This window comes from Pseudolysinimonas sp., from assembly GCF_051954455.1.
Lineage (GTDB): Bacteria > Actinomycetota > Actinomycetes > Actinomycetales > Microbacteriaceae > Pseudolysinimonas.
The window spans coordinates 16,267-27,856 of sequence record NZ_JBQCHS010000004.1 but is presented as its reverse complement, the minus strand read 5'-3'; the positions used below and the strand labels follow the sequence as shown (position 1 = coordinate 27,856).

The 11,590-nt window shown below is 73.0% G+C and carries 10 protein-coding genes; 6 read left to right on the top strand and 4 right to left on the bottom strand.

Going from position 1 to position 11,590, the window contains the following annotated elements; translation table 11 throughout:
- The first annotated feature begins 14 nt into the window (after positions 1–14).
- Positions 15–923 (top strand): ABC transporter substrate-binding protein, encoded by a 909-nt coding sequence (locus ACTHM3_RS01785; protein ID WP_440404371.1) that lies wholly within the window; start codon positions 15–17, stop codon positions 921–923.
- A gap of 82 nt (positions 924–1,005) precedes the next feature.
- Here ACTHM3_RS01785 and ACTHM3_RS01780 read toward each other — a convergent pair whose 3' ends face one another.
- Both ACTHM3_RS01780 and ACTHM3_RS01775 read right to left on the bottom strand, forming a co-directional pair.
- Positions 1,006–1,674, bottom strand: a complete 669-nt coding sequence (locus ACTHM3_RS01780) for a DedA family protein (RefSeq protein WP_440404418.1) — start codon at positions 1,672–1,674, stop codon at positions 1,006–1,008.
- 59 nt (positions 1,675–1,733) lie between these two features.
- Positions 1,734–2,534, bottom strand: coding sequence for an aminotransferase class IV (locus tag ACTHM3_RS01775; RefSeq protein WP_440404370.1), 801 nt, complete (start codon positions 2,532–2,534; stop codon positions 1,734–1,736).
- 12 nt (positions 2,535–2,546) lie between these two features.
- Between ACTHM3_RS01775 and ACTHM3_RS01770 the strand changes: the two genes are divergently transcribed.
- The 5 genes from ACTHM3_RS01770 to holA all read left to right on the top strand — a co-directional run bounded on the left by ACTHM3_RS01770 (position 2,547) and on the right by holA (position 10,591).
- On the top strand, positions 2,547–3,764 hold the full coding sequence (locus tag ACTHM3_RS01770; protein WP_440404369.1) for an anthranilate synthase component I family protein: 1,218 nt from the start codon (positions 2,547–2,549) through the stop codon (positions 3,762–3,764).
- A gap of 53 nt (positions 3,765–3,817) precedes the next feature.
- Positions 3,818–6,391, top strand: coding sequence for a leucine--tRNA ligase (gene leuS, locus ACTHM3_RS01765; RefSeq protein ID WP_440404368.1), 2,574 nt, complete (start codon positions 3,818–3,820; stop codon positions 6,389–6,391).
- Between the two features lie 61 nt (positions 6,392–6,452).
- Entirely contained in the window at positions 6,453–7,100 is a 648-nt protein-coding gene (locus ACTHM3_RS01760; RefSeq protein WP_440404367.1) for a helix-hairpin-helix domain-containing protein, read from the top strand.
- A gap of 3 nt (positions 7,101–7,103) precedes the next feature.
- Positions 7,104–9,638 carry a ComEC/Rec2 family competence protein gene (locus tag ACTHM3_RS01755; RefSeq protein ID WP_440404366.1) on the top strand — a complete coding sequence of 845 codons (2,535 nt, stop codon included), beginning with the start codon at positions 7,104–7,106 and terminating at the stop codon, positions 9,636–9,638.
- A complete protein-coding gene (gene holA, locus ACTHM3_RS01750) occupies positions 9,611–10,591 on the top strand; it encodes a DNA polymerase III subunit delta (RefSeq protein WP_440404365.1) in 981 nt (326 codons plus the stop codon). Before ACTHM3_RS01755 ends, holA begins: the two co-directional genes overlap by 28 nt.
- Before the next feature lie 114 nt (positions 10,592–10,705).
- Here the strand turns inward: holA and rpsT are convergent, their stop codons facing one another.
- Both rpsT and ACTHM3_RS01740 read right to left on the bottom strand, forming a co-directional pair.
- Positions 10,706–10,975 (bottom strand): 30S ribosomal protein S20, encoded by a 270-nt coding sequence (gene rpsT, locus ACTHM3_RS01745; RefSeq protein WP_440404364.1) that lies wholly within the window; start codon positions 10,973–10,975, stop codon positions 10,706–10,708.
- A 132-nt stretch (positions 10,976–11,107) separates the two neighbouring features.
- Complete coding sequence (locus ACTHM3_RS01740) at positions 11,108–11,581, bottom strand: NUDIX hydrolase (RefSeq protein ID WP_440404363.1); 474 nt, start codon at positions 11,579–11,581, stop codon at positions 11,108–11,110.
- Positions 11,582–11,590: the final 9 nt, after the last annotated feature.

Genomic DNA, 11,590 nt, shown 5'->3' with positions numbered 1-11,590 from the left:
GGTTCCACAGAGGCATGATCGCGGCGGCCGCTGCGGCAGTGGCCGTCGGTCTGACGCTGGCGGGATGCTCCACCGGCAACAGCCTGGGCGGGGGGTCGGGCGACAGCGGCAGCAGCGACAGCCTGACCGTCGGCTCCGCCAACTTCCCCGAGAACGTCGCCCTCGCCTACGTCTACGGCCAGGCGCTCGAGGCCGACGGCGTCAAGGTCTCCTACAAGGTGAACATCGGCGCTCGCGCGGCGTACATCCCCGCGCTCGAGAAGGGCGAGGTGAACCTGATCCCGGAGTACGCGGGCAGCATCCTCTCGTTCCTCGACAAGAACGCCAACCAGAAGTCGAGCAGCGAGGTCAAGTCCGCTCTCGACGCGAAGCTCCCCAAGGGTCTTTCGGCGACCGACTTCGCCGAGGCGGCCGACTCCGACTCGCTCAACGTGACGTCGGACTTCGCGTCCAAGAACGACCTGAAGTCGATCGCCGACCTCGCGAAGCTCCCGTCGGTCACGGTGACCGCGAACCCGGAGTTCGAGACCCGACCCGACGGCATCCCCGGCCTCAAGAGCGTCTACGGCCTGAACAACATCACGTTCTCGCCGATCAACGACGGCGGCGGCCCCGCGACGCTGAAGGCCCTGCTCGACGGCACGACGCAGGTGGCCGACATCTACTCGACCACCCCGTCGATCAAGGAGAACAAGCTGGTCACGCTCGAGGACCCGAAGAACCTCTTCGCCTCGCAGCAGGTCGTGCCGATCGTCACGACGGCGAAGCTCTCCGACAAGGTCAAGGCGACCCTCAACAAGGTGTCGGCGAAGCTGACGACCGATGACCTGCTCGATTTCAACACGCAGATCAGCGGCGACGCCAAGGCCGACCCGAAGACGGTCGCCGCCGACTGGCTGAAGAAGAACGGCTTCACCAAGTAGCACCCGAGCGGGTCGAGTAGTCGGCGCAGCCGACGTATCGAGACCATCGTGCGATGAGGTCTCGACACGTTGGCAGTGCCGGCTACTCGACCCGCTTCCCCGTGTCGTCGTCGTCCTCGCCCCAGTGCCGCGCCTGGTGCCGCTCGACGAGCTTGCGCACCACGACGACGGCGACGAGGAACACGATGACGACGCCCACGAAGAGGTACCCGATGAAGTGGATCTGCCCGGCCAGGCGGCGGACGCTCCCGGCCGCGAGGGTGCCGAAGGTGACGTAGAGCGTCGCCCACACCGCGCAGGCCGGCGCCGTCCACGCGATGAACCGGCTGTAGGTCATCTCGGCCGCGCCGGCGGTCAGCGGTACGAGCGAGTGCAGCACCGGCAGGAAGCGCGACACGAACACCGCGGGACCGCCGCGGCGGCGGACGTAGCGCTCGGCGCGCATCCAGTTGGCCTCCCCGATCCGCCGTCCGAGCCGCGAGTGCCGGATGCCGTGGCCGAACCAGCGCCCGAGCGCGAATCCGAGGGATTCGCCCGCGAGCGACCCGGCGATCACCGCGAGCAGGAGCGCGATGTACTCCAGCGGGGACGACACGGCCGTGCTCGCGACGATGACGATCGTGTCGCCCGGGATCAGCAGGCCGATGAGGATCGACGTCTCGCAGAACATCCCCACGGCCGCGATGAGCGTGCGGAGCACGGGGTCGACGCCCTGCACGGTGGCGAGCAGCCACATGAGCGACTGGTTCACGAGGTCGTTGATCCCGCCGAAGAAGGCGCCGATCGAGGCGAGCACGTCGCCGAGCCAGTTCATGCGGTCACCGCCTGGGGGAGCGGGTGCCGCAGCGTCCCGAGCCGCTCGCGCCAGAGCTCGGCCCGCCCGGGCTCGTGAACGAGCGACGGCCCGCCGTGCCAGGTCGTGACCACGCGGATGCCGTGCAGCGCGTTGAGCGCCCAGACCTCCGTGCCCGCGAGATCGGCGGCCGTCGCCCGCTCCGCTCGCAGCTCGACGCCGTGAGCCCCAGCCAGACGGGTGAGCGCCCCGACGGTCACGCCCGGCAGCTGCGGGATCGCAGGATCGGCCGCGCACAGCACGTCGCCGCGCCACCACACGAGGTGGGCGGTCGTGGTCTCGGCGACGCGGCCGTCGGCGGACAGGAGGGCGGCGTCGTCGGCGGTCCGGGCCTGCGCGAGCGTGCGGACGCGGGTGAGGGCCTCGAGATCGGGGCCCTTGATGAGGGGCTCGGCGCGCGGATCGCGGGCGTCGTGCGTCACGAGCGCGATCTCCTGCCGGAGCTCGGGCGCGGGGCGCAGCCGCAGGGCGAGCTCGCGGCGATCGTCGCCGGGGAACCCGACGCTGCGGAGCTCGAGGCGCGGGAACCACGCCCCGGACCGGGGGAGTTCGGCGATCGCCGCGTCCCAGAATCCTGTGCCGTCGACCTCCGCCGGCAGCGACCTCAGGAACCGCCGACGGTGCGCCTCGAGCTCGACCACCGCGCCGTCGCGCAGGAGCCACGAGTCGGCCGCGAGCAACCGCACCGGCCGGACCTCGCAGGCGTCCAGCGGCTCGAACCGTCCGTCCCGCCATCGGGAGGCACTCGGCGCGCTCATAGGGTCAAGGGTATGCAGGCGACCTCGGAGCGCATCCACCCCGAGGGGGAGATACCGCCGGAGCGGCTCTTCGCGCGGCTCTGGGCCGAGCATGAGGACGTCTACTGGCTCGACGGCGGCCCGGGCGGGCTCAGCCGGATCGGACACGGGACCCCGGTGCCGATGGCCCCGGGAGCCGTGCTGCCGGGCCTCCGCGCCGCCCTCGCGGACGCCCCGCTCGGCCTCGTCGGCCGCCTCGACTACGAGCTGCGCGCGGAGACGATGGGGATGCGGCTCGCCCGCCCGTCGGGCCGCCCTCCGGCCGCGTTCCTCCGCGTCGAGCGCGAGTTCGAGGTCCGCGACCCGGCGCCTCGATCGGACCCGCCTCGAATCGTGCGAAACCGCCGGTCTGAGCCGCTGGACCCGCGGAAAGGCACGACTCGACGGGATGACGACGCGGCCTATCTCGCGAAGATCGCGCACTGTCAGGAGGCCATCGCGCGCGGGGACGCGTACCTGCTGTGTCTCACGACCGACTACGGGGTCGAGGGCGCCATCGATGCGCTCGCCACCTACGCGGTGCTCCGCGCGTCGAGCGCGACCGGGCGCGGTGGGATCCTGCGCACCGGGGGCGTGACGCTCCTCAGCGCGACGCCCGAGCGGTTCCTCGAGGTCGCGGACGGCGTCGTGCGGACCCGGCCGATCAAGGGCACCCGGCCCCGCGATCCCGACCCGGTCGTGGATGCCCGACTCGCCGCCGAGCTCGCGGGCGACGAGAAGGAGCGCGCCGAGAACCTCATGATCGTCGACCTCATGCGCAACGACCTCGCGCGGGTGTGCGGGCCGGGCGACGTCGCCGTGACCGAGCTCTTCGCGGTGGAGTCGCATCCCCAGGTCCATCAGCTCGTCTCGACGGTCGAGGGTCGGCTCCGCCCCGGGCTCGACGCCGTCGACGCGATCGCCGCCTGCTTCCCCGCGGGATCGATGACCGGCACGCCGAAGCGCCGGGCGATCGAACTCCTCGACGAGCTCGAGGGCGCCGACCGCGGCGCCTACGCGGGCGCGTTCGGCCGGCTCGGCCGCGACGGCTCGGCCGAGCTCGACATGACGATCCGGACGATCGTCGTCGACGGCCGCGGCGCCTCCGTCGGTGCGGGCGGCGGGATCACCGCGCTCTCCGACCCGGCGGCGGAGCTGGCGGAGGTCGAGCTCAAGGCCCGCGCCCTGCTCGCGGCGCTCACCCGTCGCTAGCACCGGCGTTTCGTTAGGCTGAGGCGTTCCCCTCTGTCGAAACGAGTTCCGCCATGCCCGACGAGCAGCCCACCCGCGACGCAGGTCCGGACCACGACGAGCGCTACGACCACGCGGCGATCATGCAGAAGTGGGCGGCGCGCTGGGAGGACCTCCAGCCGTTCCGCGCCGACCTGCCCGGTGACACGCGCCCGCGCAAGTACATCCTCGACATGTTCCCGTACCCCTCGGGCGACCTGCACATGGGCCACGCGGAGGCCTTCGCGTTCGGCGACATCGTCGCGCGCTACTGGCGGCAGCAGGGCTTCAACGTGCTGCACCCGATCGGGTGGGACAGCTTCGGACTGCCCGCCGAGAACGCCGCGATCAAGCGGGGCACCGACCCGCGCGAGTGGACCTACGCCAACATCGCGCAGCAGAAGTCGAGCTTCCAGAAGTACGGCACCAGCTTCGACTGGAGCCGCGAGCTGCACACCTCCGACCCGGAGTACTACCGCTGGAACCAGTGGCTGTTCCTCAAGCTGTACGAGAAGGGGCTCGCCTACCGCAAGGACAGCTGGGTCAACTGGGACCCGGTGGACCAGACCGTGCTCGCGAACGAGCAGGTGCTGCCGGACGGCACCAGCGAGCGCTCCGGCGCCATGGTGGTCAAGAAGAAGCTGACCCAGTGGTACTTCAAGATCACCGACTACGCCGACCGGCTCCTCGACGACCTGAACCAGCTCGAGGGCGCGTGGCCGTCGAAGGTCATCGCGATGCAGCGCAATTGGATCGGCCGCTCGACCGGCGCCGACGTCGACTTCGTGATCGAGGGCCGGCAGGAGAAGGTCACCGTCTTCACGACGCGACCCGACACGCTGTTCGGCGCGACGTTCATGGTCGTGGCGCCCGACTCCGACCTCGCGGCGGAGCTCGTCGCGGGGCAGGACGACGCGGCGATCCGCGCGCGGTTCCAGGACTACCTGGAGCAGGTGCAGAAGACGACCGAGGTCGAGCGCCAGGACGCCGGCCGCGAGAAGACGGGGGTGCCGCTCGGCCGGTTCGCGATCAACCCGGTCAACGGCGAGCGGATCCCCATCTGGGCCGCCGACTACGTGCTCGCCGACTACGGCCACGGCGCGGTCATGGCCGTGCCCGCCCACGACCAGCGCGACCTCGACTTCGCGCTGAAGTTCGGGCTCCCGGTCAAGGTCGTCGTCGACACCAACGCCGCGATCACCGGGGCGATCCCGGTCGTGACGCCCGAGATGCTCGAGGCCGGCGACGTGCCGCCGCTCGACCCGGTGTCGACGGGGGTCGCGCTGAACGGCCCGGGACGGATGATCAACTCCGGCCCGCTCGACGGCCTCAGCAAGCAGAACGCGATCGCGCGCGTCATCGAGCTGCTGGAGTCGGCGGGCACCGGCCGGGCCGCGAAGACGTACCGGCTGCGCGACTGGCTGATCTCGCGGCAGCGCTACTGGGGCACCCCGATCCCGATCCTGCACGCCGAGGACGGGTCGCTGCACCCGGTGCCGGAGGGTCAGCTGCCCGTACAGCTGCCGCCGACGGAGGGGCTCGACCTCAAGCCGAAGGGGCAGTCGCCCCTCGGCGCGGCGACCGGCTGGGTCGAGACGACGCTGCCCGACGGGCGATCCGCGCGCCGCGACCCGGACACGATGGACACCTTCGTCGACAGCTCCTGGTACTTCCTGCGCTATCTGAACCCGCGTGACGAGACGCAGGCGTTCGACCCGCGTGAGGCGGAGAAGTGGGCGCCGGTCGACCAGTACGTGGGAGGCGTCGAGCACGCGATCCTGCACCTGCTCTACGCGCGCTTCATCACGAAGGTCCTGTTCGACCTGGGCTACATCTCGTTCACGGAGCCGTTCAGCGCGGTGCTGAACCAGGGCATGGTGCTCATGGACGGCTCCAAGATGTCGAAGTCGAAGGGCAACCTCGTCGAGTTCGCGAGCGAGCTGCGCGACCACGGCGCCGACGCGCTGCGCCTCACCATGGCGTTCGCCGGGCCGCCGGAGGACGACATCGACTGGGCCGACGTGTCGCCGACGGGATCCGCGAAGTTCCTCGCGCGCGCCTGGCGCATCGCGGGGGAGGTCACGACCTCGCCGGACGTCGACTGGAAGGGCGGCGACCCGGCGCTCCGGCGTGCGACGCATCACCTGCTCGCCGACGCCCCGGGGCTCCTCGAGGCGTTCAAGTTCAACGTGGTGGTCGCGCGGCTCATGGAGCTCGTCAACCAGATCCGCAAGACGATCGACGCCGGTCCGGGCGCCGGCGACCCCGCGGTGCGCGAGGCGATCGAGGCGGTCACGGTGCTGCTGTCGCTCTTCGCGCCCTACACGGCGGAGGACATGTGGGAGCGGCTCGGCTACGAGCCCTCGGTCGCGGAGGCGGGGCTGCGGAAGCCCGATCCGACGCTCCTGGTGGAGGAGTCGGTGACCGCGATCGTGCAGGTCGACGGCAAGGTGCGCGACCGGCTCGAGGTGTCGCCGTCGATCGCCGCCGAGGAGCTCGAGGCACGCGCTCGCGCGTCGGCGGGCGTCGCGCGCGCGGTCGGCGATCGCGAGATCGTCAACGTCATCGTGCGCGCCCCGCGGGTCGTCAACATCGCCACGAAGAGCTGACCGTCCCCAACCCCGAGTCGGTGCGGCCCGGGGCGTGAGGTCGGCCGCTTAGCGTCGCCGGGTGAGCGCGACCCCGGCACCCGATCCCCGTCGCGCGCGTCTGCGCGCGGGAGCCGGGGCCGCGCTCGTCCTCGTGCTGCTCGGGCTCGGGGCGGCCGTCCTCGTCACGGCGCTCACCCCGCACGGCGGGACGACCGTTGTCGCGGCCTCCGGCGGGCCCTCCGCGGATCCCGGCGGCCTCGCGGGCGCGCGGCCGTCACCGTCGAGCGCGCTCGTCTACGTGCAGGTGGTCGGCCAGGTCGCCCGGCCCGGCCTCTACCAGGTGCGGGAGGGCGACCGCGTGATGGACGCCGTCGCGGCGGCCGGCGGGTTCACCCCCACCGCGGATCAGGCAGGCGTGAATCTCGCCCGGATCGTCGCGGACGGGGAGCAACTGGTCGTCCCGGCCGTGGGGGAGGCGCCGGCCGCGGGCGGGTCGGCTGCCGGAGCCGGTACGTCCGGCGCGGGTGCTCCGGGCGCGAAGGTCAACATCAACACCGCCGACGCGGCGACGCTCGAGACCCTCCCGCGCGTCGGGCCGGCGACGGCGCAGAAGATCATCGACTGGCGCACCGAGAACGGCCGGTTCCGCTCGATCCAGGATCTGCGGAGCGTCAGCGGCATCGGCGACGCGACCTTCGCCCAGCTCGAGCCGCACGTGACGGTCTGAGCCGTGACGGATCTGCGCCTGCTCCCGGCGGCCGTCGTCGCGTGGCTCGTCGCGGGCGTCGCCGTCGCCGCGCCCGCGTGGGTCGCTGCCGTCATCGCCGTCGTCTTCGGTGCGTGCGCCGCGGTCTGCGCGCTCCGGGCGCGCGGACTGCGCTCCGTGCTCGCGCTCGTCGCCATCGCCCTGGCGGGCGGGGCGCTCGTCGCCGCCGCGGTCGCGGCGCAGACGCCCGGCCGCACGCCCGCCGTGCTCGCCGACGCGGCCGCGTCGGGGCGGATCGTCACCCTCCGAGTGGAGGCGACGTCGCGGGCGGCCGAGGGGCGGCTCACGGCGACGGTGCTCGCCGCGACGTCGGGCGCCACGACGACGGCCGTGTCCGTGCCGGTCCTGGTGCTCGGCGACGCCGAGGACCACGCCCTCCGCAGCGCACGGATCGGCGAGATCCTGCGACTCGACGCGACCCTGCGGTCGGCGGACGCCGGCGACGCCGTGGCGTATCTCGCGTTCCCGCGCGGCGATCCGGTCATCGCGGACCGGCCGCCCCCGCTGCTGCGGGCGGCCGACGCCGTGCGGGTCGCCCTGGTGCGTGCGACGCGGGACCTCCCCGGGGACGGGGGTCGGCTCCTGCCGGGGCTCGCGATCGGGGACACGGCGCAGGTCACTCCGGACCTCGGCTCGGCCATGAAGGCGTCGTCGCTCACGCATCTGACCGCCGTCTCGGGGGCGAACTGCGCGATCGTCGTCGGACTGGTGCTGTGGGGTGCGGCCGCGCTCGGACTGCCTCGGCTCGTCCGCCTCGCCGTCGCGGCGGCCGCGCTCGTCGGATTCGTCGTGCTCGTGACACCGCAGGGCAGCGTCATCCGCGCCGCGGTGATGGCGGGCGTGGCGCTCGCGGCGCTCGGGCTCGGGCGGGCGGCGCGCGGGCTGCCGCTTCTCTGCGTCGCCGCGATCGTCCTGCTGACGACGGACCCGTGGCTCGCGCGCGACTACGGATTCGCGCTCTCGGCGCTCGCGACCGGCGGTCTGCTGCTCCTCGCCGCTCCCATCGCCCGCGTCGTCGCCCGGGTGCTCCCGCGCCGATTGTCGCTGCTGCTGGCGGTGCCCGTCGCGGCGCAGCTCGCCTGCCAGCCGGTCATCCTGCTGCTCAACCCCGCATTGCCGGTGTACGGGGTCGCCGCCAACCTCCTCGCGGAACCCGCGGCGCCCGTCGTCACGGTGCTCGGCCTCGCGGCCTGCGCGGTGGCGCCGGTGCTGCCCGGGCTCGCGACGGGGATCGCATGGCTCGCCTGGATCCCCGCTGCGTGGATCGGGGCGGTGGCGCGCTTCACGGCGGGCCTGCCGGGCGCGCAGAGCCCGTGGCCGCCCGGGATCGTCGGGGTCGCGCTGCTCGTCGTGGTCACGGTCGTCGGGCTCCTCGCGCTCCTCGGCGGAACACCCGCGCGGCTCCGACGCGTCGCGCGCGCGGTCCTCCTCGTCGGCGTCGTCGGCTACCTCGCGAGCGTCGTCGGCGTCCACGCCGTCACCGTCGCGGGGCGACCCGCCGACTGGGAGATCGGGCTCTGCGACGTCGGGCAGGGCGACGCGACCCTCGTCCGCAGCGGCGACCGCGTCGGCCTCGTCGACACCGGACCCGACCCGGCGAAGCTCAGCGCGTGCCTCACCGAGCTCGGCATCGGGCGCATCGATCTGCTCGTGCTCACCCACTACGACCTCGACCACGTCGGCGGCACGGATGCCGTGGCGGGCCGGGTCGATCGGGTCCTCATCGGGCCGCCGAGCGATCCCGGCGATGCGCGGCTGGCCGACGAGCTGCGCGGCGGGGGCGCGCGGGTCGACCAGGTCGCGATGGGCGACCACGGGACGCTCGGGGCTCTGCGCTGGCGGGTCGTCTGGCCGCCGCCCACCGGCGTCGAGCCCGGCAACCCGGCGAGCGTGACCCTCACCGTCGTGCCGGACTCCTCGTGCCCGCACTGCCTCACCGGCATCCTCCTCGGCGACCTCGGGGAGGAGTCGCAGGACCGCCTGCTCGGGCTCGGCGACCCCGGCCGGTTCGACGTGGTCAAGGTCGCCCACCACGGCAGTGCCGATCAGGCGCCCGAGCTCTACGCGGCCCTGCGGCCGGCGCTCGGCCTCATCGGCGTCGGCGCCGGCAACGACTACGGGCATCCGACGTCGAAGCTGCTCGGCACGCTCGCCGCGAACGGCGTGACGCCTCTCCGCACCGACCTCGACGGAATGGTGCTCGTCGCACCGGGGGACCGGCCGCACGAGGCGCGGGTGTGGCGGCAGAAGCACGACGGACGAGAGGCGACGTTGACGGGGCCCGAACTCGCGGCGGAGCAGAGCGGAGCGGGTCCGCGCCGCCGCCGTCGACGCGGCTCCCACGGTCGGGCGTCGCCGGCCGCCGGTAGGCTCGACGCATGGCGGCACCGGCGAGACGGGGAGCGTCCCGCGGCGCCTCCGGGGCGTCGCGACCGAGCGCGGCGAAGATCCCGCAGCTCGCCTGGGACCGGGTGCGACCCGCCCCCGTCGTCCTCGTGAGCGGCACCGAGACGGTGCTCGCCGATCGGGCGATCCGGCTGCTCCGCGACACCCTGCGCGCCGAGGATCCGACACTCGAGGTCTCGGACCTGGAGGCCGGCTCCTACGCCCCGGGCGAGCTGCTCACGCTCGCGAGTCCGTCGCTGTTCGCCGAGCCGCGGATGATCCGCGTCGACGGGGTGGAGAAGACAAGCGACGCCTTCCTCGAGGAGGCGCTGGCCTACCTCCGGAGCCCCGCCGACGACACGTATCTCGTGCTCCGGCACGCGGGCGGGGTCCGCGGCAAGAAGCTGCTCGACGCGATCCGCGGCGGCCTCGGCGGCGGCGTCGAGATCGTGTGCGCCGAGCTCAAGCGCGACGCCGACAAGCTCGACTTCGTGAGCGCCGAGTTCGCGGCGGCGCGGCGTCGGATCACCGGGGGGGCGCAGCGCGCGCTCGTCGCCGCATTCAGCGACGACCTGGCTGAGCTGGCGGCCGCCTGTCAGCAGCTCCTCGCCGACACCGATGCCGAGATCACCGAGGCGACGGTCGAGAAGTACTACGGCGGCCGGGTCGAGACGACAGCGTTCGCCGTCGCGGACACCGCGATCGCGGGGCGCCACGGCGAGGCGCTCGGTCTCCTCCGGCACGCTCTCGCGTCGGGGGCCGACCCGGTGCCGATGGTGGCCGCCTTCGCGAGCAAGGTCCGCACCATGGCGAAGGTCGCGGGCGCGCGCGGCGGCGGCAACCAGATCGCGGCGCAGCTCGGTCTCGCTCCGTGGCAGGTCGACCGGGCGCGGCGCGACCTGCAGGGCTGGACCGACGAGGGCATCGGGCGCGTCATCGAGGCGCTCGCCGACACCGACGCGCAGATCAAGGGCGCGGGCCGGGATCCCGTGTACGCCCTCGAGCGGCTCGTCGGCATCGTGGCGTCCCGCGGGGAGGATCAGCACTCACCGCAGCGAACCGGTTGAGGAACGCGATCCCGCTCGAGAGGCCCGCGCCGTGACGACGGTCGGGCGACCCGACATGCACGAAGCCCCCGACCACCGGAGTGATCGGGGGCTTCCGAGTCGTGGTGCGGGAGCCTACTTGGAGCTCAGCGCGGCGACCTGCTTCGCGATCGCCGACTTGCGGTTCGCGGCCTGGTTCGCGTGGATGACGCCCTTGCTGGTCGCCTTGTCGAGCTTCTTGGTCGCGACCTTGAGGGCGGCGGCCGCCTTCGCGGCGTCGCCCGCGGCGATCGCTTCGCGGGTGGAGCGGATGGCGGTCTTGATCTCGCTCTTGACGGCCTTGTTGCGCTCCTGCGCCTTCTTGTTGGTGCCGATGCGCTTGATCTGCGACTTGATGTTGGCCATGCGTGTCCTTCGTCTGGTGCGTCGAGTGGATGGATGCCGACACGGTAGAGGGGCGCATCGGGCGACCCGTGCGGTGGGACGCACGGAAAACCAAGGGTCTACGTTACCAGCCCGCGCCCCCGAGGAGAACTGTCACTCGGTGAGGAATCGAGCGGGTCCGTCCTCGAGCGCCGTCCCGATCCGCCACCGCATCTCGGGGGAGATCTCCGGCAGCGCGTCGAGCGCGTACCAGGCGACCTCGCTCGCCTCGCCGTCGACCGGCTGCGGGTCGCCCGCCACGTGCCGGCAGGCGAAGGTGAGGTCGAGATAGCGGCTGCGGTCGCCGTTCGGGTAGACGACCTCCCCGGTCACCGAGGTCGACGCGAGCCGTTCGACGCGGATCTCGACTCCCGCCTCCTCGAGCGCCTCGCGCGCCGCGGCGACGGCCGGCTGCTCACCCGGGTCGATGATCCCGGTGACCGGCGTCCACGCGCCGTTGTCGGAGCGGCGGATGAGCAGGACGCGCTCGCGGGCGTCGTCGAGGATCACCGCCGTCACCCCCGAGAGCCAGAGCGGCGCGTGGCCGATCCGCGCGCGGAGGTCGAGGACGAAGTCGGGGACGGCCACCCCGCCACG

What these genes read in the sequence shown, in the direction of transcription:
- ACTHM3_RS01785 (WP_440404371.1), top strand. Translation starts at nt 15, where the DNA reads ATGATCGCGGCGGCCGCTGCGGCAGTGGCCGTCGGTCTGACGCTGGCG.
- ACTHM3_RS01775 (WP_440404370.1), bottom strand. Translation starts at nt 2,534, where the DNA reads ATGAGCGCGCCGAGTGCCTCCCGATGGCGGGACGGACGGTTCGAGCCG.
- leuS (WP_440404368.1), top strand. Translation starts at nt 3,818, where the DNA reads ATGCCCGACGAGCAGCCCACCCGCGACGCAGGTCCGGACCACGACGAG.
- ACTHM3_RS01770 (WP_440404369.1), top strand. Translation starts at nt 2,547, where the DNA reads ATGCAGGCGACCTCGGAGCGCATCCACCCCGAGGGGGAGATACCGCCG.
- rpsT (WP_440404364.1), bottom strand. Translation starts at nt 10,975, where the DNA reads ATGGCCAACATCAAGTCGCAGATCAAGCGCATCGGCACCAACAAGAAG.